This is a genomic window from Rhodococcus sp. B50, assembly GCF_013602415.1.
Classification (GTDB): domain Bacteria; phylum Actinomycetota; class Actinomycetes; order Mycobacteriales; family Mycobacteriaceae; genus Rhodococcus.
Genome location: NZ_WPAG02000002.1, coordinates 245,569 through 271,046, shown reverse-complemented (window position 1 = coordinate 271,046; position 25,478 = coordinate 245,569). Strand labels below are relative to the sequence as shown.

The 25,478-nt window shown below is 70.8% G+C and carries 20 protein-coding genes; 6 read left to right on the top strand and 14 right to left on the bottom strand.

Annotated features, from left to right (window positions below):
• Positions 1–13: 13 nt before the first annotated feature.
• A complete protein-coding gene (locus GON09_RS01560) occupies positions 14–2,155 on the bottom strand; it encodes an ATP-dependent DNA helicase UvrD2 (protein WP_213934218.1) in 2,142 nt (713 codons plus the stop codon).
• Between the two features lie 112 nt (positions 2,156–2,267).
• Here GON09_RS01560 and GON09_RS01555 point away from each other — a divergent pair, with 112 nt between their 5' ends.
• Positions 2,268–2,522, top strand: coding sequence for a mycoredoxin (locus GON09_RS01555; protein ID WP_213930300.1), 255 nt, complete (start codon positions 2,268–2,270; stop codon positions 2,520–2,522).
• A gap of 66 nt (positions 2,523–2,588) precedes the next feature.
• Here the strand turns inward: GON09_RS01555 and nudC are convergent, their stop codons facing one another.
• Positions 2,589–3,488 carry an NAD(+) diphosphatase gene (nudC, locus tag GON09_RS01550; protein ID WP_213930299.1) on the bottom strand — a complete coding sequence of 300 codons (900 nt, stop codon included), beginning with the start codon at positions 3,486–3,488 and terminating at the stop codon, positions 2,589–2,591.
• A 9-nt stretch (positions 3,489–3,497) separates the two neighbouring features.
• Positions 3,498–4,586: a potassium channel family protein gene (locus tag GON09_RS01545; protein ID WP_213930298.1), complete on the bottom strand. Its 1,089-nt coding sequence runs from the start codon at positions 4,584–4,586 to the stop codon at positions 3,498–3,500.
• A gap of 121 nt (positions 4,587–4,707) precedes the next feature.
• On the opposite strand from GON09_RS01545, the gene GON09_RS01540 reads away from it, so the two are divergent.
• Together GON09_RS01540 and GON09_RS01535 are read left to right on the top strand one after the other, a co-directional pair.
• Positions 4,708–5,097, top strand: coding sequence for a DoxX family protein (locus GON09_RS01540; RefSeq protein WP_213930297.1), 390 nt, complete (start codon positions 4,708–4,710; stop codon positions 5,095–5,097).
• A gap of 60 nt (positions 5,098–5,157) precedes the next feature.
• Positions 5,158–6,222: an NAD-dependent epimerase/dehydratase family protein gene (locus tag GON09_RS01535; protein WP_213930296.1), complete on the top strand. Its 1,065-nt coding sequence runs from the start codon at positions 5,158–5,160 to the stop codon at positions 6,220–6,222.
• 64 nt (positions 6,223–6,286) lie between these two features.
• Here the strand turns inward: GON09_RS01535 and GON09_RS01530 are convergent, their stop codons facing one another.
• The 4 genes from GON09_RS01530 to GON09_RS01515 form a co-directional block, all read right to left on the bottom strand.
• Positions 6,287–6,973 (bottom strand): alpha/beta fold hydrolase, encoded by a 687-nt coding sequence (locus GON09_RS01530; RefSeq protein WP_213934217.1) that lies wholly within the window; start codon positions 6,971–6,973, stop codon positions 6,287–6,289.
• Positions 6,974–7,082: 109 nt separating this feature from the next.
• The gene (locus GON09_RS01525) at positions 7,083–8,339 is read right to left on the bottom strand and encodes an IS701 family transposase (RefSeq protein WP_213930295.1); all 1,257 of its coding nucleotides are present in this window, start codon (positions 8,337–8,339) and stop codon (positions 7,083–7,085) included.
• Positions 8,340–8,412: 73 nt separating this feature from the next.
• Positions 8,413–11,784 (bottom strand): ATP-dependent helicase, encoded by a 3,372-nt coding sequence (locus GON09_RS01520; RefSeq protein WP_213930294.1) that lies wholly within the window; start codon positions 11,782–11,784, stop codon positions 8,413–8,415.
• Positions 11,781–15,107: an ATP-dependent helicase gene (locus GON09_RS01515; RefSeq protein WP_374195373.1), complete on the bottom strand. Its 3,327-nt coding sequence runs from the start codon at positions 15,105–15,107 to the stop codon at positions 11,781–11,783. Before GON09_RS01515 ends, GON09_RS01520 begins: the two co-directional genes overlap by 4 nt.
• Positions 15,108–15,279: 172 nt before the next feature.
• Between GON09_RS01515 and GON09_RS01510 the strand changes: the two genes are divergently transcribed.
• Complete coding sequence (locus GON09_RS01510) at positions 15,280–16,065, top strand: alpha/beta fold hydrolase (RefSeq protein WP_213930293.1); 786 nt, start codon at positions 15,280–15,282, stop codon at positions 16,063–16,065.
• Positions 16,066–16,068: 3 nt separating this feature from the next.
• Positions 16,069–16,410, top strand: a complete 342-nt coding sequence (locus GON09_RS01505; RefSeq protein WP_213930292.1) for an MGMT family protein — start codon at positions 16,069–16,071, stop codon at positions 16,408–16,410.
• On the opposite strand, the gene GON09_RS01500 is transcribed toward GON09_RS01505, so the two are convergent.
• Genes GON09_RS01500 through GON09_RS01490 form a run of 3 tightly spaced genes read right to left on the bottom strand, consistent with a single transcriptional unit; the run spans position 16,369 to position 18,714 of the window.
• On the bottom strand, positions 16,369–17,733 hold the full coding sequence (locus GON09_RS01500) for a DUF6297 family protein (protein WP_213930291.1): 1,365 nt from the start codon (positions 17,731–17,733) through the stop codon (positions 16,369–16,371). The two genes, GON09_RS01505 and GON09_RS01500, sit on opposite strands and share 42 nt — an antisense overlap.
• Positions 17,724–18,377, bottom strand: coding sequence for an ABC transporter ATP-binding protein (locus GON09_RS01495; protein WP_244865341.1), 654 nt, complete (start codon positions 18,375–18,377; stop codon positions 17,724–17,726). Before GON09_RS01495 ends, GON09_RS01500 begins: the two co-directional genes overlap by 10 nt.
• The gene (locus GON09_RS01490; RefSeq protein ID WP_213930290.1) at positions 18,310–18,714 is read right to left on the bottom strand and encodes a DUF6412 domain-containing protein; all 405 of its coding nucleotides are present in this window, start codon (positions 18,712–18,714) and stop codon (positions 18,310–18,312) included. The genes GON09_RS01495 and GON09_RS01490 overlap by 68 nt, the downstream gene beginning before the upstream one ends.
• Before the next feature lie 71 nt (positions 18,715–18,785).
• Here GON09_RS01490 and GON09_RS01485 point away from each other — a divergent pair, with 71 nt between their 5' ends.
• Positions 18,786–20,522 (top strand): NTP transferase domain-containing protein, encoded by a 1,737-nt coding sequence (locus GON09_RS01485; RefSeq protein ID WP_213930289.1) that lies wholly within the window; start codon positions 18,786–18,788, stop codon positions 20,520–20,522.
• A gap of 1 nt (position 20,523) precedes the next feature.
• On the opposite strand, the gene GON09_RS01480 is transcribed toward GON09_RS01485, so the two are convergent.
• The 4 genes from GON09_RS01480 to nirB form a co-directional block, all read right to left on the bottom strand.
• A complete protein-coding gene (locus GON09_RS01480; protein ID WP_213930288.1) occupies positions 20,524–21,282 on the bottom strand; it encodes a sirohydrochlorin chelatase in 759 nt (252 codons plus the stop codon).
• Entirely contained in the window at positions 21,279–22,418 is a 1,140-nt protein-coding gene (locus GON09_RS01475; protein WP_213930287.1) for a uroporphyrinogen-III synthase, read from the bottom strand. The genes GON09_RS01480 and GON09_RS01475 overlap by 4 nt, the downstream gene beginning before the upstream one ends.
• Positions 22,415–22,849, bottom strand: a complete 435-nt coding sequence (gene nirD, locus GON09_RS01470) for a nitrite reductase small subunit NirD (protein ID WP_213930286.1) — start codon at positions 22,847–22,849, stop codon at positions 22,415–22,417. Before nirD ends, GON09_RS01475 begins: the two co-directional genes overlap by 4 nt.
• Positions 22,850–22,939: 90 nt before the next feature.
• Positions 22,940–25,456 (bottom strand): nitrite reductase large subunit NirB, encoded by a 2,517-nt coding sequence (nirB, locus tag GON09_RS01465; RefSeq protein WP_213930285.1) that lies wholly within the window; start codon positions 25,454–25,456, stop codon positions 22,940–22,942.
• Positions 25,457–25,478 lie beyond the last annotated feature (22 nt).

Sequence of the window (25,478 nt, the reverse complement as noted above, 5' to 3'; positions counted from 1 at the left end):
ACGAAGACAGGCGTCAGAGATCGAGGGTGTCGGCAGTGCGCTCGCCCCGCACGAGCGCGAGCACGTCGGCGCCGTACTGCTCGAGTTTCTTCGCACCGATCCCCGGGATGGCGACGAGCGCGCGGTCGTCGCGCGGTTGCTGTTCGGCGATCGCGACGAGGGTGTTGTCGCTGAAGACGACGTAGGCCGGAACCTTCATCTCCTTCGACCGTTCCCGACGCCATTCCTTGAGCGCGACGAGCAGGTTCTCGTCGAGGTCGGACGGGCACGCCTCGCAGCGGCCGAGCATGGTCGAGGTGGTGCCCATCAGCGGCTTACCGCAGACGCGGCACTGCGGGCGCTTCTTCCGCGGGGAGGCCGGTTCGGCGATCTTGGACGCGGGTGAGCTGTCGGGGATGAGCCCGTGCAGGAAGCGGGAACGTCGCCGCGACCGGCGTCCGCCCGCGGTGCGGGACAACGCCCACGACAGTTGCAGGTGCACGCGGGCACGGGTGACGCCGACGTAAAGAAGTCGCCGCTCCTCCTCGATGCCGGCCTCGTCGGGCGGGGTGTCCTTGTCGCCGGTGACGTGGGTGATGGGCAGGGTGCCGTCGGTGAGTCCGACGAGGAAGACGGCGTCCCACTCGAGGCCCTTGGCCGCGTGCAAGGACGCGAGCGTGACGCCCTGGACGGTCGGTGGCTGTCGCGCTTCGGCACGGGCGGCGAGATCGCGCAGCAGGCCCTGGAGGTCGAGTTCCGGTTCGTGCTCGAGCAGTTCCTCGGTGAGCTGTACGAGCGCGACGAGCGACGCCCATCGTTCGCGTGCCTGGGTGCCGACCGGCTCGGTGTCGGTCAGGCCGAGCGGCACCAGGGTGGCCCGCACGAGACTGAGCAGCCCGGCGCCGCGCCCGGCGTCCTCCGGGAGATCGTCGCGCGTACCCGTCTGGCGCAGGGCGCTGACGGCCTGCCGGACCTCCGCACGGTTGAAGAAACCCTCACCACCGCGCACCTGGTACGGGATACCCGCCTGCGTGAAGGCCTGCTCGTAGGCCTCGGACTGGGCGTTGATGCGGTAGAGCACCGCGATCTCGGCAGCGGGCACCCCCTTGCCCATCAGCTTGGCGACGGCCTTCGCCACTGCCTGCGCTTCGGCCGGCTCGTCGTCGAACTCGGCGAAGGTCGGCTCCGGACCGGGCGGACGCTGACCGACGAGCTTGAGGCGTGTTCCGGCGATGCGACCTCGTGCGGCACCGATCACGCGGTTGGCGAGGTCGACCACCTCCGGGGTGGATCGGTAGTCGCGTTCGAGGCGCACGACGGTGGCATCGGGGAACCGGCGGGAGAAGTCGAGCAGGTGCTTCGGGGTGGCGCCGGTGAACGAGTAGATGGTCTGGTTGGCGTCGCCGACCACCGTGAGATCGTCGCGGTCGCCGAGCCACGCATCGAGGACGCGCTGCTGCAGGGGCGTGACGTCCTGGTACTCGTCGACGACGAAGCAGCGGTAGCGGTCACGGAACTCCTGCGCCACCGTGATGTTGTCTTCGAGGGCGGCGGCGGTGTGCAGGAGCAGGTCGTCGAAGTCGAGATACATTCCGTCGCCCGACCGGTTCTTGAGCTGCTCGTAGGTGTCGTACACGCGGGCGACCCGTTCGGGATCGGCCGGCGGGGTGCGGTGGGCGCGGGCGGCCGCGGCGGGATAGTCCTCGGGTGCGACGAGCGTGCCCTTGGACCATTCGATCTCCGACAGCAGGTCGCGCACGGTGTCGGTGTCGGTCGGGAAACCGCAGCGGTGCGCCGCCTGGGAGACGGCCACGAACTTGCGGTCGAGCAACTGCCACGGCGTGTCGCCGACGACCTGCGGCCAGAAGTACCGCAACTGTCGCAGGGCGGCCGCGTGGAAGGTGCGTGCCTGCACCTGCGTGCCGTCGCCGCCGATGCCGAGGGCCCGCAGGCGTGACCGCATCTCCCCCGCCGCGCGGGCGGTGAAGGTGACGGCGAGGACCTGGCTCGCCGAGACGTGGCCGGCGGAGACGAGGTGCGCGATGCGGCGGGTGATCGTGCGGGTCTTGCCGGTGCCGGCACCGGCGAGCACACAGACCGGTCCTCGTGGGGCGAGTACTGCTGCTGCCTGCTCGGGATCCAGACCCTCCACCACATCCGCACACATGGCCTCCATCATGACAGTGGCCGCCGACAGTGCAGGCCACCGGTGACGCCGAGGGCGTGGTGCGCCTCACACCTCGCCCCGGTCGCGGAACATGCACGGCAACTGTGGTGTTCTCGAAGGCATGACCCCCACCGACGCACCCGCCCTCACCGTCTACTCCACCACCTGGTGCGGTTACTGCAGGCGGCTGAAGACCCAGCTCGACCAGAACGACATCGCGTACACCGAGATCGACATCGAATCGGATCCGGCCGCCGCGGAGTTCGTCGGCAGCGTCAACAACGGCAACCATGTGGTGCCCACCGTCAAGTACGCCGACGGCAGCACCGCCACCAACCCGTCGCTCGCCGAGGTCCAGCGCGCTCTGGGTCTGTAGATTCTCGCTCGTTCGGAGGCCGGTCGCGTTCGTCGCGGCCGGCCTTCTCTCATTCCCGAACCCGGTTCATTCCTTGGCCCAGCCCTCGAGCATCCCGCGCGCGATCGAGATCGAGCCGGGCAGCAGCAGCGGGGCGTCGTCGGCCGAGGCCCAGTCGCCTGTCGCCAGTGCCGCGCGGACCTCCTCACGGGTGAACCACCGCGCCTCGGTGATCTCGCCGTCGCGGAAGTCCAGCGCCTGCTCGGGATCGGCGACCGCCGCGAAGCCCAGCATGAGCGACCGGGGGAACGGCCAGGGCTGGCTGCCGAGATACCGCACGTCGCGTACATCGACGCCGACCTCCTCGCGGATCTCCCGGACCACGCACGATTCGAGGGACTCACCGGCTTCGACGAAGCCCGCGAGGACGGAGAAGCGCCGCTCGGGCCACACCGGCTGCCGGGCGAGCAGGACACGGTCGTGCCCGTCGTGCACGAGGCAGATGATCGCCGGATCCGTGCGCGGAAACTCTTCGTGCCCGGTCTCGGTGCTGATCCGCGACCAGCCGGACATCGTCGGGCGGGTGGGCGATCCGTCGACCGCGCTGTAGCCGGCGTTGTCGTGCCAGTTCAGCAAGGCGACCGCGCTGACCATCAGGTCGGCGTCGGCATCGTCGAGGTGTTCGCCGACACGCCGCAGGTCGGCCACCGTGCCCGTCTGGGCGAGGACCCGCGTGGCCCAGACGTGGTGTCCGTCGCGGATGCCGAGGAAGATCGCGCCGGCGACCGGCTCAGGACCGAGCTCGGACGCCTCGCCGAGCACGAGCGCGCCGTCGGATACGCGGACCTGGTTCCGCCGATCGACCCGCAGAAGCTTCGCGTCGGCCCATCCGGACCGCAGGGCGTCCTCGTCCGAACGCAGTTCCTCCGCCCGGTCGACGACGGTACGTGAGAGCAGCGGGGTACCCGACAGAGCGAAACCGGTCACATCAGCACCCTAGCCACGCATGGCGCCCGGCGGCGAACCCACCAGCCGGATGTAGAGCAGTTTGTCGTTCGCTTCGAGCGCGTCGACCTCGGGCGAACCGATCCGCCACATCCGCCCGTCGCGGACGACGGCGAGGACGATGTCCTTCAGATGCCGTGGGGATCCCCCGACCTCGCTGGGCTCGACATCGCGTTCGGTGATGGCGAATCCCGCTTCCGGCGTGAGCAGGTCCTCGATCATCTCGACGACGTTCGGGGTGGTCGTGGCGATACCGAGCAGGCGACCCGCCGTCTCCGACGAGATGACCACGGAGTCGGCACCGGACTGACGCAGCAGGTGGGTGTTCTCCGATTCGCGGATGGCAGCGACGATCTTCGCGCGCGGGGCGATCTCGCGGGCGCTGAGGGTCACGAGCACCGCAGTGTCGTCGCGGTTCGCCGCGACGATCACCGCCGACGCGTGCTGCACCCCGGCGAGTCGGAGCACATCGGACTTCGTCGCCGAACCCTGAACCGTCACCAGGCCCTGCCCGGCAGCGGACTCGAGAACCACCGGATCGGTGTCGACCACGACGATCTCGGACGGAGGTACTCCGTCGCCGAGCATGGCGTCGACCGCGGTACGGCCCTTGGTGCCGTAACCGATGACGACGGTGTGATTACGCACGCGGCGCCTCCAACGCTGGATCTTGAATGCTTGCCGGGAACTCTCGGTCAGTGCCGACAGAGTGGTGCCGACCAGCACGATGAGGAAGAACACCCGGAGCGGGGTGATCAGCAGGATGTTGATCAGACGCGCTTCGGGTGTGAACGGGGTGATGTCGCCGTAGCCGGTGGTCGAGAGCGAGACCGTGGCGTAGTAGACGCAGTCCAGAAGCGACAGCTCGTCGCCCTGGGCGTCGCGGTAGCCGTCGCGATCGAGGTAGACCACGACGACCGCGAGGAACAGCGCCGCGAACGCGTAGCCGATGCGACGGGCGATCGCGAGTCCGGGACTGGTCTGTTCCTGGGGTACGCGCAGCACACCGACGAGCGCGAAGTCGGGGCGCTCGGTGAGCTGATCGGAGCGGCTGAACCGCGCACGCAACCTCCCGGGCATCGCGGTGTCCCACCTTCCTGCTGTCGGCCTTTACTGGCGGCCACCCTCGGTCGTCGCGGTACCGAACGGACTGCGCCCGATACCGGATCGCAGCGTACCGCCGCGCGCTAGTGTGGCACGCATGTCCACGAAAGCGGCGCAGCGTTCTGCGATCCGGCTGTCAGGTCTTCTTCTCGGCGTCGGGATCCTGCACTTCGTGCGACCGGAACCCTTCGACGGCATCGTGCCCCACGCCCTGCCGGGTGATGCCCGTACCTACACCTACGCCTCCGGAGTGGCGGAGATCGCTGTCGCCGGCGCGCTCGCAGTGCCCCGCACCCGTCGCCTCGGCGGTTCCCTGGCCGCGGCGTTGTTCCTGGCGGTCTTCCCCGCCAACCTGCAGATGGCCGTGACGTGGCTGCGCAGTCCGAAGCTCTCCCCTGCCGCCAAGGCCTTGTCCCTCGCCCGGCTGCCGCTGCAGATCCCGCTCGTCACCGAGGCCCTGAAGATCCGCCGCACCTCGGCCCGCTGAGCGATCCACCGATCGACCACTCGCAGTGATTGAGGTCACAGCGAGCGGGTATGCGTCGGTATGGACACCGGACGTGGTCTGAAAGTGGTCGTCGTCGGCGCGACCGGCAATCTGGGAACCGGCATCGTCGAGGCGCTCGGCAGGGAGCCCGCCGTCACGGAGATCGTCGGCGTCGCGCGACGGCCGACGGAGTGGACCTCCCCCAAGGCGACCTTCACAGTCGCCGACACCACCACCGACGACTTCCGTCCGATCGTGCGGGGCGCCGACGCGGTGATCCACCTGGCGTGGCTCTTCCAGCCCACCCACCGCCCGGAGGTGACCTGGAAGAACAACGTGCTCGGCGCGATCTCGGTATTCGAGGCGGCGGCCGCCGAGAGGGTTCCCGCACTGATCTACTCGTCGTCGGTGGCGGCCTATTCGCCCGGCCGCTCGACGGATCGTGTCACCGAGGACTGGCCCACGCACGGGTGGCCGGGCGCCGCCTATCCTCGCGAGAAGTCGTATCTGGAGCGCTGTCTCGACACGCTCGAACTGCGGACGCCCGAGACCCGCATCGTGCGGATGCGGCCCTACTTCATCTTCAAGCGCGAATCGGCGACCTCGCAGCGGCGCCTGTTCGTGGGCCCCCTGCTGCCGGGGAATCTGCTGCGGAGCGGATTGCTGCCCCTCATGCCGCTGGTCGAGGATCTGCGAGCCCAGGTGTTGCACACGAGCGATGTGGCCGATGCCTTCGTCCGCGCGACGGTCCGGCCGGTCCGCGGCGCGTTCAACCTTGCGACGGAGCCGCCGGTGGACGGCGCCTTCCTGTCGGAGATGTTCTCCGCCAGGAAGATTCCGGTGCCGCGTGCGGCCCTCCGCGCGGCGGTGCGGGCGGCGTGGCACGCGCACCTCGTCCCGGCCTCGCCCGGCCTGCTCGACACCGTGCTGCAACTTCCGCTGCTCGACAGCACCCGCGCCCGCACCGAATTGGGCTGGGAACCCCGGTATTCGCCGCCCGAGATCCTCGAGGAGTTCCTGTCGGGTCTGCGGGAGGGAGCCGGAATGCCCACCGCTCCACTGGCACCCGACACCGCCGGGCGCCGGGCTCACGAAATGGCCACCGGCGTAGGGCAGCGCCCCTGAGCCCGAACGGATTCGGGCCGTGCCCCTGAGCCCGAACGGATTCGGGCCGTGCCCCTGAACTCCATCACCGCGACGACAACAGGATCTGTGCGAGTTCGGCCGGCCGTGCCAGCGCCGGCAGATGACCGCTGTCGACGAGTTCGGGTTCGACACCGAGGCGCTCGTGCGACAGGCGCGTCACGAGCGACAGCGGAAGGAATCTGTCGTGGCGCCCGGCGACGACACGCACGGGCACGCTCGGCCACCGATCGGCGTCCCAGGCAGGCTCGAAGGCCGCATCGGCCGGGGCGGATGCGTCACGGGTGAACGCGTCGGCGACGACGTCCTCGGGCACATCGTGGAAGAACAACTCGCGCACATCCATCGGGGCATCGGGATCGCGACCCGCGGCGACGTCCTGCTCCCGCCTCGCGTCCTCGTGCCCGACGTTCCCCCACCACCTGCCGGGCGACTCGCCGGGCGCCGGGATCATCGGCGCGACGAGGACGAGTTCGTCGACGGTGCACCGCTCGGCGACGAGCACCGCCGTGAAGGCCGACATCGACTGAGCCACCACCACCAGCGGAGACGACGCCTCCGGGACGGCATCGACGACGACATCGGCGTAGTCGTACTGGTCCATCGACCCGTCCGCATAGGGCAGGTCCACCGCGATCGTGCGGTGCCCGCGGCGTTCGAGCAGCGGGATCACCCGATGCCAGTACCACGAGTCGGATCCGGCTCCGGGGAGCAGCACGAAGGTCGCCACGATTCGTTCCTAGTAGGACTTTGTTAGGTTGGGAAGGTGTGGTGACAAAGTGGGCAGGTACCGATCCAACGGGCAAGTGCGCGTTGGAGTTCGCGCACGATTCCGTACAGGGTCAGTCCTGCCCATTCACTTTTGGGCCGGTCAACCGCAAGGTGGTCAGAAACAGATGCGCGGCGGTGACCAGGGTGACGTGGTGATGCCAGCCCAGCCAGGAGCGGCCCTCGAAATGATCCAGCCCGAGACCGGTTTTCAGCTCCCGGTAGTCGTGCTCGATACGCCAGCGAATCTTGGCGAGGCGGACGAGTTCTTCGAGGGACGTGTCCGCCGGCAGGGTGGCGAGCCAGAAATCGGTGGGTTCGTCGGCGCCGGTGGGCCATTCGGCGAGCAACCACCCCTGCGGCAGGGTGCCGTCCTCGGCGCGGGTGATGTCACGGTTTGCCGGGCGGACCCGCATGGCGGCGAACCGCGAGCGCATCGCCGCGGTCCGGTTGCCGGGGTCGGCCTTGCTGCCACGGCGCCAGGTCACCTCGGTCAGCGCCGAGGTTCCGGCCGCCAGAACGAGGTCCTTGCAGGTCGATGGCGGCCCGTAGCGGGGTGTCGGTGGGCGTCCCCGGCCACGGTAGGGCACCGTCTCGACGGTCGCGTCGCCGAGATGCGCAGTGGTGGCGCCCTTGACGGCGAGGACGTAGCCGATACCCCGTTCGGTCAGCGCGAGGCGGAAGGCGGTGGCGTCGCCGTAGCCGGCGTCCGCGACCACCGTCGGTGGGGTCCTGCCCCACTCGAGCATCTCGTCGATCATCTCGATCGCCATTTCCCACTTGCGGCGATGATGCTCGGTGTCGGGGATCGCCGACCGCGTCCGGCGGGCGGTGATCGCGGCGACCGCGTCCGGATCGGTGGTGGACCGATCGTCCCAGCTCTCGGGCAGGAACAGGCGCCAATCCAACGGGGCCGAGGCGACGTCGGTGGCGGCGTGCACGCTGACCGCGATCTGGCAGTTGCCGACCTTGCCGAGGGTGCCCGAGTACTGTCGGGCCACGCCCGGGGAGCGGTCGCCGTCCTTGGCGAATCCGGTGTCGTCGATGACCCACGCGTCCGGTTCGATCAGATCACATGTTCTGCGGGACAGTGTTTTCCGGACGGGGACCACGTCCCACGGTGACGTGGTCACAAACTGCTGCAGGCGTTGGTGATCGACCCCCAGTCGCTCGGCCATGGGTTGCATCGATTTGCGGCGCCCGTCGAGCATCAATCCCCGCGTGTACACCCCTGCTGTCGCCCGCTGGTCCTTGCGTGTGAGCGAGGAGAACACCTCCTCGACAAACGCATCGAGACATTCACCGACAGCGGTCAGGGTTGCGGGATCCACCCCGTCATCGTCTCGAGAATCACGCCGAATCTCGAGCCCTCACACCCGAAGTGAAAAACCTAACAAAGTCCTACTAGTAGCCCGCCTCGGAATCCGCGGTGGATTCGCGCCGCAGGTTTCCCGCTTCGAGAACGAGCCGTTCGAGCATCGCCGCACCGGGCAGCTCTTCGGGTGCGACGGTGCGTCCGGTACGGACGTAGTGGAAGGCCGCTCGGACCTTGTGCAGCGGCAGTTCGGCCGGTCGGCCGGTGAGCCGCTCGGTGCGTGCCGCCATCAACTGCGCCCAGGCGAGACGGTAGGCGGCGAGCTGCACTCCCACCGCGGCGAGCTTCTCCCCTTCCGGCTCGGCGCCGGTCTTCCAATCGATGACCGTCCAGCCTCCGTCCGGATCGTCGAAGACCGCATCGATGCGTCCACGGATGACGGTGCCGCCCAGAGCAGTTTCGAACGGCACCTCGACCTCGACGGGGTTGCGCGACGCCCACTTCGACCGCAGGAACGCCTCCTGGAGCCGGTCGAAGTGCGAATCGTCGCCGTCCTCGTCGTCGGCGCCGGGAAGCTCGTCGAGGTCGAGCAGGCGAGTCGCGCCGAACCTGCGCTCGAGCCATGCGTGGAAGGCCGTGCCGCGACGCGCGAGCGGGTTGGGCCGGAACGGCAACGGGCGTCGCAACCGGGCCGCGAGAGCGTCGGGGTCGGTAGCGAGGTCGACGAGCTGGCTCACCGACAGCTGCGCAGGCAACACCACTTCGGCGCTCTGCTCGGCGCGCTGTTCGCGTTCGGCCAGCAATGCGTCGACGTCGGTTGCCCACTCGTCCGGATCGTCGTCGTACCCGGTCGGGAGGTCGGGGCCGTCGAACTCGGCGAGGACGAGCGCTGCGCCGCGTTCGACGTCCCCACGCCGGGCACCGAGCGGGTCGCGCGGCCACAGCGCGCTGCGGGGGGACGCGGTGAGGGGGTTCTCGTCCTCGGGTTCGGGTTCCGGCGCCCAGTGGTCGATCGAACCGAGCTCGGGCCGCGCCGTGACGATCTCGTGCAGTTCCTCGAGGAACGGCGAGGGTCCCTTCGGTTCGGATCCGGTGTCGCCCCAGTGGTGGCCGGAGACGAACAGGGCTCGTTCGGTGCGGGTGAGGGCGACGTAGAACAGGCGGCGGTCCTCGTCGAGCTTGCGCCGTTTGAGTGCGTCCTTGTGGGCGTCGATGGTCCGCTCGAGCATCTTGCGATCGGCGACGTCGCCGAGGTCGAGCACGGGAACACCGTCGGTACTACCCGGATCGTCGTCGGGCAGCACCCGGTCGCCACGCAGGTGCGGGGGCAGTTCGCTCGTGGATCCGAGCCAGGTCGCGGCGGCCGTGGACGACGGGAAGACTCCGGCGGCGACGTGCGGGACCGCGACGACCTCCCATTCGAGGCCCTTCGCCGAGTGGACGGTGAGGACCTGCACGCGGTCGGGGTCGACCTCCACTTCACCGGGCGCGAGACCCTGCTCGATCTCCTCCGCCGCCGCGAGGTAGGACAGCAGACCCGGAAGGGTCGCGTTCGTCCGTCCCGCATAGGACGCGACCACACCGGCGAACGCATCGAGATGTTCGCGGCCGGCGACGCCGCGCCGGCTGCCCACGCGGGCCTCGGTCTCGATGCCGATACCGAGTACCCGCTCGACCTCGGCGACGAGCTCGGTGAGCGGCTGACCGAGACGTTCCCGCAGGGAGGTCAGTTCGCGACCCAGCGCGACGATGCGCGCATGACCGAACTTCGAATAACGGTGACTGTCGCCGGGATCGGAGATCGCGTCGGCGAGGCCGGCCTGGTCGGCGTATTCGCCGGGCAGCGCCGAATCGAGGGCGTCGTCGAGGGCGTCGGGATCGGTCACCGCACCGGTGACACCCCAGCGGCCCGCGATGGCCAGTTCCTGGGCGCGCTCCCACAGTGCCTTCAGGTCGGCGGCACCGAGTTGCCAGCGGGCACCGGTGAGTACCCGCACCGCCGCGCTTCCGGCGAGCGGGTCCGCCGCCAGGCGCAGCATCGCGAGCACATCGGCGACTTCCGGAGTGTGCAGCAGCCCACCGATGCCGACGACCTCCACCGGAAGGTCGCGGGCGCGCAGTGCCTCGGCAATCGGCGCCGCGTCGGCGTTACGGCGGACCAGGACAGCTGCCGTCGGCGGCTTCCGCCCGTCCTCGCGTGCGGCGGCGTACTCGGCGGCGATCCGGTCTGCCACCCAGTCGCGTTCGGTCGCGACGTCGGGGTGCACCGCGAGCCGGACGTCGCCGGCGGTCGCGTCGGGTCGGGGACGTAACCGGCTGACCGACACGCCTCGATCGCGCAGTGGTTCGGACGAGACATTCGCCAGTTCGAGGGCCTGCGGCGGGTTGCGCCAACTGGTGAGCAGCTCACGGGTGGGCGCCGGTGCTCCGTCGGACGCCGGGAAGTCGCTCGCGAAGCGCGGCAGGTTGGCGGCCGAGGCCCCGCGCCAGCCGTAGATGGACTGCATCGGATCGCCCACTGCGGTCACCGCCAGGCCCGGATCGGCGCCGCCGCCGAACAACGCGGCGAGCAGGACGCGCTGGGCGTGCCCGGTGTCCTGGTACTCGTCGAGCAGCACGGCCCGGTACCGGCTCCGCTCACCGACGCCCACCTCGGGATGATCGCGGGCGACCCGCGCGGCGAGTGACATCTGGCTGCCGAAGTCGAGGGCGCCTTCGCGACGCAGGGTCTCGGACAGCCGTTCGACGAGCGGAAGCAGCTGTAGACGCGCGTGCTGGGTGTCGAGGTATCCGAGCAGGGTCTTCGACGGCGCTCCCCGCTGCCCCGGGCCGGGCGGGAGGGTGTGCACGAGCTGTTCGAGTTCGATGTGGGCGTCGCGCAGCCGATCCGGTTCGACGAGGTGCTCGGCGAGCTGACCGGACAGGGCGAGCACGGCCTCGGTCACCGACGCGGGATTGCGGTCGGTGTCGAGCTCGCCGTCCCACGAGCTGACCACTCGGTGCGCGACCTGCCACAGCTCTGTCTCGGACAGCAGGGTCGCCGACGGTTCGATGGGCAGCAGCAGACCGTGCTCGGCGAGCAGACGACCTGCGTACGCGTGGTACGTGCTCACCTCGGGTTCGCTGCCCAGGATCCGGCCCCGTAACCCACCGCTCGGGTCGAGGTCGCGGAGCAGCGCCGACCCGGCGAGCTTGGCGAGACGCGCCCGGATGCGGGCCGTGAGCTGCTGCGCGGCCTTGCGAGTGAAGGTCAGGCCCAGTACCTGCTCGGGTTCGACGAGCCCGTTGGCGACGAGCCACACCACCCGGGCCGCCATCGTCTCGGTCTTGCCGGCGCCGGCTCCGGCGACGACCAGCATCGGTCCGGGCGGGGCCTCGATGACCGCTGCCTGTTCCGTCGTGGGCGGCAACTGCCCCAGTGCCTCCGCGAGGCGCCTCGCACTCACCCGTGGTGCGCTCATTCTCCGGTCACCTGCCTGCCTTCGTCGTGCGCCGGGCAGCTCGACAGCACCGGGCAGTGCCGGCACCCGTCGTTGACCCTCGCGACGAAGCGCGGGCCGCGGGTCGCGGCCGCGGCATCGTGGATGATCTCCCGCCACTGCACGAGACCCTCCTCGTCGAGGGGCGGCTGCACACGCTGCGTCGCGCCTTCCTTGTTGTGCGGCTTCGCCACGAAGACCAGGCGCGCGCCGCCGGGTGTCGCGGCCGGTTCGCCCTCGATCGCGCCGGCCGCCGCGGCCACCTGGTAGGCGGCGAGCTGGGCGTGGTCGCGCGCGGCGTCCTTGGACACCGGGTTCTTCGCAGTCTTGACGTCGATGACGACCGGGCGGCCCTCGGCGTCGCGTTCGAGCCGGTCGATGCGGCCGCGGAGCCGTACCCGAGGCTTGTCGTCGGAGTCGGGTTCGAGAATGCCGTCGACCTTGACCTCGACACCGATCTCCGTGAGTTCTCCGCGCGTGCCCTGCAACCAGGTCGAGAAGGTGTCGAGCATGCGGCGGGTGCGTTCGAGTTCGCGTCGCGCATACCAGTCGGCCCCCAGATCGACCGAGTCCCATGCCTTCTCGAGCGCCTGATCGATGCGGTCGGGCGGGATGCGCCCGGCGAGCGCCTGGACGAGGGTGTGCACGAGGGTGCCGGTGACGGCGTGGCTGTTCTCGCCGTCGGAACCGCCGTGCCGCTCGAACATCCACCGCAGCGGGCAGGCCGTGAGCTGCTCGACCGTGGACGGAGACAACCGCACCGCGTCGTCGTCGGGATCCCACAGCGGGTCGGCGGTGCTGGGGTCGGCGGTGCCGTACCACTCGTCGGGGTGGGCGCCGCGTACCCCGGCGCGTGCGAGCCGCGCGAGTTGCTGGGCGGCCCGCCGCTGCCGTTCGGGTTCGGTGTCGGCGATCTCCGGATCGCACACCACGCTGCGCAGTTCGGCGACGAGAGCAGGCAGGGCCAGCACCCGGGTGCGGACCTCGTCGGGCACCGGGTCTGCGGGGAGATCGTCGGGTGCGTCGATGTCATCGGTGTCGCCACCGCGCAATTCGTCGACGAAACGGGAGCGGACGAGTTCGCTGTCGCCGCTCACCGAGTCGACGGCGGTGACGAGAAGGTGGGTGCGGGCGCGACTGCAGGCGACGAGGAAAAGGCGCCGCTCCTCGGCGAGGAGCGGGGCGGTGCGGGACAGCCGCGCAGCAGCGTCGTCGCCACCATCGGCACCGGAGACGGCGTCGAGTAGGGCTTCGATGCCGAGCAGGGTGCCGCGGGCCCGCAGGCTCGGCCACAGGCCTTCCTGGACGCCGGCGACCACGACGACGTCCCATTCGCGACCGGCGGCGGAGTGCGCGCTGACGACCGTGACCGCTTCGGATTCGGCAGCCACGCGGGTACGGGACGTGGCGGGGATCTCCTGCTCGGTGAGGTAGTCGACGAATCCCGCGATATGCGCGCGGGGCAGACGGTCGACGTAGTCGGCGGCGGCGTCGAACAGCGCCACGACCCCGTCGAGATCGCGGTCGGCCTGCGCACCGATCGGTCCGCCCCAGGCCGACGCGACGGCCCATCGCCGTTCGAGTCCGGTGGCCTGCCATGCCTCCCACAGCACGTCCTCGAGGCCACCCCCGCGCAGCGCCGCCGAGCGGGCCTTGCGCAGCACACCGAGCACCTTCTTCAACGGTGCCGCCTCGACATCGGTCAGCCCCCGTACGAGGTGCGCGTTCTCGGCGGTGTCGTCGGCCGCGGTGAGCAGGATGCGCAGCAGTTCGGCGGAATCGCGGTCGTTGCCCGACGCGAGCTCGACCCGTCGCAGACCACGCCGCAGCCTCCGTAGCGCAACCGGTTCGGCGCCGCCGATGGGCCCGGACAGCAGGGCCAGCGCTTCCTCGCCTCCGAAGCCACTGCCGGACACCGCGCGCAGCACGAGCAGCAGCCCCGCGACGCTGTGCTGGCGGGCCAGCGGCAGTTCGGATGCGGCGGTCGTCATCGGGACACCCGCCGCGAGCAGCGCGCGGCGCAGCGGTGCGAGCACCCGGGGCACGGACCGGACGACGATCGCCATCCGCGACCACGGCACGCCGTCGACCAGGTGGGATCGACGCAAGGTGTCGGCGACCAGCGCCGCTTCCTTGGCCTGCGACGAGCACACCGCCACCCGCACCCGGCCGGGATCGCCCTGCGGCTCGCGGTGGGCGGCCATGCCGCGGTGAGGCGGCAGACCCGGCAGCCGGCGCGCGATACCGTCGGCGAGGGACGCCACCTCGGGAGCGGCGCGATGGTTGACGCCCAACACGATCCGGCGCGATCCGTCGGCCTCGCCGAGGCTCTCGAGGAAAGACGTGTCGGCGCCGCGGAATCCGAAGACGGCCTGGTCGGGGTCGCCGGCAATCGTGCTCGTGCGGGTACCGGTACCGATCACGCGGACGAGATCGGCAGCCTGCGGATCGAGATGCTGGGCATCGTCGACGAGCAGATGGCGGATCCGGCCGCGCTCTGAGGCGAGCAGATCGGGATCGGTGGCGAACGCCGCGAGCGCCGCACCGACGAGTTCGGCCGCGTCGAGCGCGGGAGCGGTGGCCTCGGGAGCCTCGAGCCCGACGGCGCCGCGCAACAGCATCACCTGCTCGTACCGCTCCGCGAAACGCCCGGCCGCGACCCACTCCGGACGACCGCGCCGCTCGCCGAGCGCGACCAGATCCTCCGGACCGAGACCGCGCTCGTTCGCCCGCAGCATGAGATCGCGCAGTTCGACGGCGAAACCCGTCATGCCGAGCGCCGGACGCAACCGTTCGGGCCACATGCCGGCGCCGTCGTCGATGTCGCCGCGCAGCAGTTCGCGCAGGACGGCGTCCTGTTCGGCGCCGGTGATCAGACGGGGTGGCGGGTTGCCGTGCGCCGACGCCTGCAAGCGCAGCACCGCGAAGGCATACGAGTGGACGGTACGGACGAGGGGCTCCCGCGTGGCGCGGGGCACGGCACCGTCGCCGAGCGCGATCAGGCCGGCCGTGATCGCCTCGCGCACGGCAGTGGCCGCCCGCCGCGAATGGGTGAGGATCAGCACCGACTCCGGATCGGCGCCGTTCGCGATGCGATGGACCGCGAGATCGACGAGCAGGGACGTCTTGCCCGTGCCGGGCCCGCCGAGGACCTGCCACGGCCGCCAGCGGAGAGCAGGAGGGGCGTCGGCGAACACCACGCGCACGTCGTCGGGCCACTCGCGTGCCACCGGTGCCTCGCCGGACCTGCGCACCAGGCGCGCGGCCGGGCGACGGACACGATCGGGGACCTGGGGTTCGGACATGCGCGAGACGGTGGCAGGCAGGTCGGTGACCTGCGCCCGTGGTGGGTGCAGGCCGGGGGTGCCGGTATCGACGTCGAGCATGATCCCATCCCACCAGACCGGTACGACAGATCCGGTCCACAGCGCGTAGTGGACGGTGCGTAGTGCCACGACGACTGCGATAGTGGTCGGCGTGAGCGCCACGGACCTTCTGCACACCCATCTGTTCGGCCCCGTCGACGGACCTCAGGTCCTCGCGCTGCACGGCCTCACCGGTCACGGCCGGCGCTGGCGGAACCTCGCGGACCGACACCTGCCCCACCTGCGGTTCGTCGCTCCCGACCTGCGCGGGCACGGACGATCGCCGTGGACGCCCCCGTGGTCGTTCGAAGCCCACGTCGCCGACCTGACGGCGGTGCTGGACGCGCACACCACAGGTCCCGTCACAGTGGTGGGGCACTCGTTCGGCGGTGCACTCGCACTGCACCTCGCCGCCGCGGCGCCCGACCGGGTGCGGGCCCTGGTGCTCCTCGATCCGGCGATCGGTCTCCCGGCCGACCGGATGCTCGAGATCGCCGACCTCACCTACCGTCATCCCGACTACACGGACGAGGCCGAAGCCCGGGCAGAGAAGGTCCACGGCGACTGGAGTGAGGTGGCACCCGAGCTGCTCGACGAGGAGATCGCCGAACACCTCGTCGAGCTGGACTCGGGGCGCGTCAACTGGCGGCTGTGCGTCCCGGCCCTGGTCACCTCGTGGGGCGAGCTCGCCCGCGAACCCGTCCTGCCGCCGTCCGGCATCCCGACGATCTTCGTGCGGGCCGGGAAGGTGCAGCCCCCGTACACCACGGCGGATTTCCGTCGTGACCTCGCGGAGCGGCTCGGCGACGACTTGACCGTGCTCGAATTCGACTGCGACCACATGATCGATCAGGCGCGTCCCGCCGAGACCGCCGAGCTCGTGGCCCGGATGGTGTAGCCGGTGGTCACCACGGACGAGCAGATCGAGCGGGTCCGGGAGCTCGTGGCCTCGGTGCCCGCGGGCACGGTCGTGACCTACGGCGACATCGCCGGCGCCGCGGGCCTGTCGAGTGCGCGGACCGTGGGCTGGATCATGCGGACCGATTCCGCCGACCTGCCGTGGCATCGCGTGGTCCCGGCCTCCGGACGACCGGCCGCGCACATCGCCCGACGGCAGCTTGCACGCCTCGAACTCGAAGGCGTCCCGATCTCCGGCGACAGGGTCGATCTGTCCCGGGCACGGCACCGGTTCCCGCGCGGCTCAGGCGAGCACGGCGACGAGCCACGCGCAGACGACGAGTAGGTCCGGTCCCCGGGCCCACTGCCGGAGCAGGTCGACCGGGATCTGCCCGACCGCCGTCTCGAGAATCAGACCGTCGTACCCGATCGGAGGTCGCGTGCGCATCCGGTAGGCGGCCGCGCATCCGCCGACGAGCCCGATCGCGACGCTCACCACCGATGCACTCCCGGCGAGAGTCGTCACGACGACGGCGATCACCGCGACCGACCCCGGGACCACCGAGAGGGCGAGACGCAGCTGCGAGTCGCTCGCGCCGAGCAGAACGGCGACATCGCGGTCGCGGCACACGTCGCGCAGGCCCGCACCGAATGCCACAGCCACGGCGAAGACGGTGACGAGGTGCACGATCGCGGCGGCGGGCGGCGACACGACCGACACGAGCACCGCGACGCCGAGCAGAGCGACGCCCGCGACGAGCACGGGTGCGGGCCGGCGGGCGTGACGGAGCAGGTCGGAGCGGACGAGCGCCGGGATCCGGCCGCGCGGCAGTGCCCGCGAACGACGGGATCCGATGCGGACCCACGCCTTGTGCTCGACCACGTCGACCAGCAGTGCCGGGTCCAGTACGGTCAGCGAGGCCGACACACCCACCGCGGTGTCCGCTCCCGCCCTCCACTCGGGTGCGGCGATCCTGCCGCACCCGAACAGCGACGAGATCACCGGTGCCGCAACGACGGTCCAGACGACGGCGACGAGCACCGGGCCCGGCGGCGGCACCGGCACGTCGGCGGCGGCGGCGAGCACCACGCCCGGTAGGACGAGGAAACACAGCCGGATCATGACGCTCACGACGGCGGGCGGGAGCACCCGGCACTGCGCGAGGATCGGAAGGGCGACGGCACCGACACCGAGTGCGACGGTGAGCAGCGTAAACGTGATCCGATCCGGCGGGGCGGCCACGAAGGTCGCGAGCCGCCCCACGAGGGCACCCGCAACCGCACCACCGATCAGGATCGCTGCGACCCTGGGCCGCAGCACCGCTCCGCGATCCATCGGTGTGGACAGCAGCCAGAACTCCGTCTCGGCGCCGCACGTCACCGGCCCGGCGGCCCGGGCGGACGCCGCCCCCACCGCGACGGCGACCGCGACGACCGCCCATCCCCACGCCGAGGTGCACGCCGCTTCACGTTCGATCGGAGCCGAGCAGGCGACCGTCGTCGACGGCAGGGAGAACAACCACCACGCCAGTCCCCCACCCACATACAGGCCGAGGAGGATCAGCACGACCGCAGCGGGACGATCCGCGAACGGGGCGTGGCGACGCTCGAAGCTGCGCCGGAGCGCGCGGAGATCCCGCGCGTTGGGGACACTCGCGGTCAGTGCCATCGGTCCGCCTCCACGACCGGATCGGCAATCGCGTCCACCAGCCCGGCATCGTGCGAGACCATCAGCACGGTGCCGCCGGCATGCTTCTCGGCCGTGAGCGTGGACGCCAGCCACCGGCGACCGGCGTCGTCGAGATGTTGCTCGGGTTCGTCGAGCACGAGCAGCCGTCGCGGTCGTACCAGCGCGGAGGCCAGGGCGAGCCGGCGGCGTTGCCCGCTCGAGAAGGTCACCGGCAGTCGATCCGCCGACGCGGCGAGACCGACCTCCTCGAGAACCCCGGTCGCGGCGGCGAACGGGTCGGTCACACCGTGACCGGTCGCGACGAGTTGCAGGTGCTCGTGCGCGGTGAGATGCGCGAACGTCGCGACGTCGCCGAGGACTGCGGCGACCCGTCGGCGCAGTGCCGGGGAGCTCTCGTCGACGGGGACGCCGTCGATCTCGACGACGCCCTCGTCGAGCCGGTCCGCGCCGACGATGCATCTGAGCAGGGTGGATTTGCCGGTGCCGTTCGCTCCGATCACAGCACAGCATCGGCCCGGGGCGACGTCGACGTTCACCCCGGCGAAGACGGTCAGGTCACCGAACGAACGGCGAGCGTTCCGGACGGACACGGCGGGTGCGCCGCATCGGATGGGCTCGGACATGGAAGGTCTCCCGGTGGTCCTCGTCGGACGAAGTGTCGAGGGCGAGGACGGAACCGGGTGAGCGTGGACGTGGCCGTCCGGCGGTGTCGGGGTGGGAGTGGCGACGGAACCCGCCGCGCAGGCGTCGTTCCTCGGAGATCGGCCCTCGGACACTGCGGCCGAAGGCGAACGACGGGGCGGCGACGAACGCGAGCGTCGCGAGGACCACCACCAGCAGTCCGACGAGCAGTCCGGCGGTCTCGCCGGCGGACACCGCGGTGACCGGCACGACGGTGGTGACGAGCCAGGACAGGAGAACGACGCATATCGCTGCACCGTTCCGCCATCCGAAGAACATGACCGGCAGTCTATCCGCGCAGTACGGGCGCAGGGGCGGTCGTGTGAGGGCGGATGAGGCAGCATGAAGGCATGAGCACGCTCACGCACGTCGAAGCCGTGATCGTCGCGGGAGGCCGCGCGACCCGTATGGGAGGCGTCGACAAGCCCGCTCTGACGGTCGGTGGCCGGAGGATGCTGGACACCGCACTCGCTGCGGTCGAGGGTTGCGCACGGGTCACGGTGATCGGCCCGCACCGTGACGATCTCGACCGGCACGTGCTGCAGATCCAGGAGACACCGCCCGGTGCGGGTCCGGTCGCGGCACTGGCTGCCGCGGATCCGGTCGCGGATCTCGTGGTCACCCTCGCCGCCGATCTTCCGTTCATCACCCCGAAGACCGTCGCTGCGCTGCTCGAGGCCCTGAACGAGGACACGAAGGCCGAGGCCGCCTTCGCGGTGGACGAGACCGGGCGGGTGCAGTTCCTGCTCGCCGCATGGCGGACACCGGCACTGGCCGCACGTGTGACCGCTCTCGGCGGCGACGTCGCGAATCGGCCCATGAAGGCACTGGTTCCCGAGCGGTACGTCACTGTCGCGGTGCCCGAGGCCACCGACTGCGACACCCCGGACGATCTTCGGGCGGCGCGCGCCGGATCCACGACCGTCCAGGTCGCTACCGACCCCGGCCACGCGCGCAGGATACTGCGGGAAGCATTGTCGCCGTTGCCGTCTCGCATCGTTCCGGTCGAGGACGCGCGGGGCGCCACGCTGGCGGCACCGCTCGTCGCGGCAGAGGCATTGCCTCGTGTGCGAACCTCGGCCATGGACGGTTACGCAGTGGCCGGCGACGGACCGTGGTCGCTGCGCAACGAGATCCGTTATGCGGGCGACGGCGGGTCGCTCGCACTGCACGACGGGGAGGCGGCCCGGATCGCGACGGGCGCCCACCTGCCCACCGGCGCGACCGCCGTCGTGCGCGACGAATTCGTCCGTGTCGAGAGCGGTCTCGTCGCCCGCCTGCCCGATACGCCGGTCCGCGACGACGCGCGTCGCCGCGGCGAGGACTGGGAGCCGGGAACGACTCTCGCCCCGGCCGGTACCGCCGTGAGCCCCGCGGTCGTCTCCGCGGCTGCCAGCGGTGAGGTCACGGAAATGGAGGTGCGCGGTCCTGTGCGGGTGCACATCGCGCTCACGGGTGACGAGATCCGTCGCACCGGGCCGCTCCGCGAGGGGCAGACGCGGGATTCCCTGGGGCCGGTGCTCCCCGATTTCGTCCGCTGGTGCGGCGCGGTGGTGGTCGGCGAAGGGCATCTCCGCGACACCCCAGACGGATTCGACGCGTTGTTCGCGGGCACCGATGCCGATGCCATCGTCATCGTGGGTGCGACGGGCGGTGGCGCCGCCGATCAGTTGCGCGGGGCGCTGGCACGGGCCGGCGCGCAGGTGGTCGTCGAACGGGTCCGGTGCAAGCCCGGCGGGTCGCAGGTCGCGGCGACGCTGCCGGACGGCCGCGCCGTACTGGGGCTGCCCGGAAACCCGGTGGCGGCGGTGTCGACCCTGCTGGTGATGCTGCCCGCGATCGCCGACGGCCGCACGCTCCGCACACCCGCCGCGCCCGTGACGGCTCCGCTGGCCAATGCTTCGGACGTCGTCGGCGACATCACACGTCTGCTTCCCGCCCGCCAGGACGAACAGGGTCGGTGGTTGTGCGACAACACGATTCGCACAGCGCATCTCGCCGGTCTCATCGGGCGCAGCGCGATCGCGGTGGTGCCTCCGGGAGCCGTGGACGGCGATCGCGTCGAGTTGTTACCGCTCCCCCGCTGATTCAGTCGCGGTGGCGAGCCGCTCCCACCGGCACGGCGTGGCGCAGCGCCTCGTTCGGCGCAACCGCGCGCATCGCGTCGACGGCGGAGCGGTAGCGCCGGACGACGAGGTCGACGACGGGTTCGGCCACACCGATCGGTGCGGCGACACCGTCGGCACCGACCTCGGACAGGCGGCGATGGAACAGGCCGTCGGCGAGCAGGCAGGACGCCACGAACACGCGGCGTGCGCCACGTGCGCGGACCTCGTCCACCACGGTCGCGACCCGCGGTTCGCCGGTGGCGATCCATCCGACCCGCACCGGGGTACGTACGAGGGACGAGACCATCCGGGCCGTCACATGGACATCGTGGCAGGCACGAGGATCCGACGAACCGGCGGCCGCGAGGACGACCTCGTCGCCTTCGGTCCAGCCGGCCTGCCGCAGCCGCTCGACGAGAACGCGGGCGAGGGCCGGGTCGGGACCGAGCGCGGGGGTGATCGTCACCGCGTCGTTCCCACCCGCCGCGACCTCGCGCGGAACGTCGGTGTGCACGTGATAGCCGGAGGCGAGGAAGGCCGGAACGAGCACGGTCGGACGGTCGGTATCGCGCAGGACCTCGGACGGCGACGGGCCGAGGACGTCGACGAAGGCGACGCGGGTGGGGCCGACACGGGAGGAAACGGCGTCGGCGAGCGCTGCGATCATGTCCACACCGCGCGGATTGCGGGTGCCGTGGGCGACGAGGAGCAGGGCCGGGTCGGTAGGTGTACCGGTCATGGGTGCATTCCTTCCGGGTCGACGGCGAGGCGGTAGCCGCGCTTGACGACTGTCTGCACGATCGCCGGTGCACCGAGAGCCGAGCGCACCCGCGCGACCGCGGTTTCGACGGCGTGGGTGTCGCCACCCCCGCCGGGCAGCGCCGCGAGGAGTTCCTCCCGCGAGACGACGAGACCGGCGCGCGCGACGAGCGTGCGCATCAGGGCCATCCCGGCAGGGGGAAGGCACCGGACGGTGCCGTCGACGATCACGCAGCGTCCCCGCGGGCTGAGTACGTGGCCGCCGGCCTCGATCCGCACGGCCCGCCGGGGCAGTTCCTCGGCGATGTGCCGGGCGAGCGAACCCAGCCGCGAGCGGGTGGGCATGCTCACGGGCACGTCGAGTTCGGTGAGCGGTGCCGCGGTGACGGGACCGACGCACACGGCGGTGACGCCGGTGCGCAGCGACCGCAGCATCGGCTCGAGCCAACCGGTCTCCTTGGCTCGCATGAGCATCGACGCGACGGCCGGTGCGCTGGTGAAGCTCACGGCGTCGAGTCCGTGTTCGACGATCTGCTCGATCATCCGGTCGAGCGCCGTGAGATCCTCCGGGGGCGTCCACCGGTAGACCGGGACCGGCACCACGTCGGCACCCGCAGCGCGCAGTGCCTCGCACACATCGGTCCCGGGCTCCCATTCGGTGCGCTCACCGTGCAACTGCACTGCGATGCGGCGGCCGGCGACGCCCTCGTTCAGCAGGAGTTCGAGCACCTCGGCGGACGATTCCGAGGAGGGAGACCACTCCTCGCGGAGTTCTGCGGCCCGGATCGCGCCGGTCACCTTCGGCCCCCGGGCAAGGATCCGGCTCGTGCCGAGTGCCTGCGCGAGGTCGTCGGCGAGTCCCCATCCCTCCGCTGCCCCCATCCAGCCGCGGAAGCCGATCGCAGTGGTGGCGATCGTGATGTCCGGGGGTTGCGCGACCATGCAGCGGGTGACTCGCTCGAGTTCGTCGTCGTCGGACAGGGGGATGATGCGGATGGCGGGGGCGTGCACGACCTCGGCTCCGCGCCTGGTGAGGAGCGTGGCGAACTCGTCGGCGCGTCGAGCCGCGGTCACGCCGATGGTGAATCCCCGCAGCGGTGCGGTGTCGTCGTTCACGAACCCTCTCCGGTCGCGCCCTCGTGCCGCTGGTCGCGCGGAACGAGGCTGTGGACCTGGACGACTCCCGCCCACACGCGCACCTCGTAGACGGGCAGCCGCACCGACGGATCGTCGAGGCAGCGGCCGTCGTCGAGGGAGAAGATCTGCTTGAGCAGTGGCGACGCCACAGTGGGCTCGCCGGCCCGGTCGCCGACGATGCCGCGCGACATCACCGCGGCGCGGCCGAACGGATCGAAGTTGCCCACTGCCCTCAGCGTTCCGTCGTCGAGCAGGAACAGGGCGACCTGCTCGCCGCCGCGCAGCAGCACGGCCACGCCACAGCCCGGGATGAGATGGCTGAGCGGGCACGCCGAGGTCCATTCCAGCCGTCCGTCGAACACGCTGTCGCGCGTCGACCCCCCTACGGTGTGCGTCTCGATGACGGTCATCATTGTCCTCCCTTGAAACTGCTGTCCTGAAGTTTGGGTGCCTGGTGTTTCGAGCGCGTTACCCGCTCGTTCCCTCGGGGTAAGCGGTCGTCAGGCCCCTGCTCCGGGTCCGATACCCGGCATTCCCACGAGGACGGGCACCTTGCGGGGGCCGCTGTCGTCGAAGCGGACCGTGGGGTCGGGCTGCTCGGGGGCGTTGACGAACGACACGAACCGCGCCAGCTTCTCCGGATCCTCGAGGACCCCGGCCCACTCGTCCTTGTAACCGCCGACATGCTTGGCCATCGCGGCCTCGAGATCGTCGGCGATACCGAGGGCATCGTTGCACACGACATCCTTCAGGTGCTCGAGCCCACCTTCGAGCGCCTCGAGCCAGGGGGCAGTGCGCTGGAGCCGGTCGGCGGTGCGCACATAGAACATCAGGAACCGGTCGATGTAACGGATGAGGGTCTCGTCGTCGAGACCACCGGCAAGAAGCTGCGCGTGCTTGGGCGACTGGCCGCCGTTGCCGCACACATACAGGTTCCAGCCGTTCTCCGTGGCGATGACCCCGACGTCCTTGCCACGCGCCTCCGCGCATTCGCGGGCGCAGCCCGACACACCCATCTTCAGCTTGTGGGGCGATCGCAGTCCGCGGTACCGCAGTTCGAGGGCGACGGCCATCCCCACCGAGTCCTGCACGCCGTAGCGGCACCAGGTGGAACCGACGCAGCTCTTGACGGTGCGCAGCGACTTGCCGTACGCCTGACCGGATTCCATGCCGGCGTCGACGAGCCGCTTCCAGATCTGCGGGAGCTGTTCGACGCGGGCACCGAACAGGTCGATGCGCTGGCCGCCGGTCATCTTGACGTAGAGACCGAAATCGCGTGCCACCTCACCGATCACGATGAGCTGCTCGGGCGTGCACTCGCCGCCCGGCATACGCGGCACGACCGAATAGGTGCCGTTCTTCTGGATATTGGCGAGGAAGTGGTCGTTCGTGTCCTGCAGGCCGGCCTGCTTCGGGTGCAGGATGTGGTCGGAGTCGGTGGAGGCGAGGATCGAGGCGACCACCGGCTTGCAGATGTCGCAACCGTGCCCGGTGCCGTACTGCGCGATGAGTGCGGAGAAGGTGCGGATTCCGGTGGCCTGGACGATCTGGAACAACTCGGCCCGGGACTGTTCGAAGTGCTCACACAGGGCCTTCGACATCTGCACACCCGACTGGGCGAGCAGCTGCTTGACGCTCGGGAGGCAGCCGCCGCAGGTGGTGCCGGCGCTCGTGCACGACTTGATCTGCGCGATGTCGCAGGCTCCCTCGGCGATCGCCCCGCAGATCGCACCCTTGGTCACGCCGTTGCACGAGCACACCTCGGCGTCGTCGGGCAGCGAGCCGGCGCCCGGCTTCTCCCCCGCCGGGGAGATCAGTGTGGCCGGATCACCGGGCAGCTCGCGGCCGACGAGCGGGCGTAGCGTGCCGTAGGCCGAGGCGTCGCCGACGAGGATGCCGCCGAGCAGGGTCTTCGCGTCGTCGGAGACGACGAGCTTGGCGTAGGTGCCCTTCGCGGAGTCGGACAGCACGACTTCCAGCGCACCCGGGGTGGTCGCGTGTGCGTCGCCGAAGCTCGCGACGTCCACGCCGAGCAGCTTGAGCTTGGTGGACAGGTCGGCGCCGGGGAACTCCGCGGAGCCCCCGACGAGCCGGTCGGCGACGACCTCGGCGGTGCTGTAGCCCGGGGCGACGAGTCCGTAGCAGGTGCCTTCCACGGCGGCGCATTCGCCGATCGCGTAGACGGCCTCGTCCGCGGTGCTGCGGCAGGCGCGGTCGGTGAGCACACCGCCGCGACCACCGAGTTCGAGTCCGGCCTCCCGGGCGAGTTCGTCGCGGGGACGGACACCGGCGGAGAAGACGACGAGCCCAGCGTCGATGACGCTCCCGTCGGACAGGCTCACCTGCAGCCCCTCCGGCCCGGGTTCGATCTTCTCGGTGCCCACACCGAGGTGGGTGACGAGTCCGAGGTCGGTGACGAGACGGTCCAGGACGCGGCCGCCGCCCTCGTCGACCTGGGCGGGCATCAGCCGGTTGTTGTATTCGACGACGTGCGGGGTCACGCCCAGCAGGCGCAGCGCGTTGGCGGCCTCGAGTCCGAGCAGACCGCCACCGATGACGACACCGGCGCGGCCGGTGGCCTCGGCGCGTTCGGCTGCGGCGCGGATGCCGTCGAGATCGTCGAGGGTGCGGTAGACGAAGCAGTCCGGCAGGTCGTGTCCGGGCACCGGCGGGACGAAGGGATACGAGCCGGTCGCGAGGACGAGGCTGTCGTAGCGCAGAACGTCGCCGCCGGCGGTGGTGACGGTGCGGGCCGTGCGGTCGATTCCCACGGCGCGGGTGCCGACACGCAGGTCGACGAGATCGTCTGCTGCGTAGTCGTTTCCGGCGAGGGCGAGTTCCTTGCGGTCCCAGGACCCGACGTAGGACGACAGTCCCACGCGGTCGTAGGCGGCGTCGGCCTCCTCACCGAGCACGGTCACCGACCAGTTGTCCTGCTCGTCGCGGACACGCAGGGCTTCGACGAAGCGGTGGGCGACCATTCCGTGTCCGACGACGACGACGTTCTTGCGGCTCATGATGTTCTCTTCCTTCGTGCCG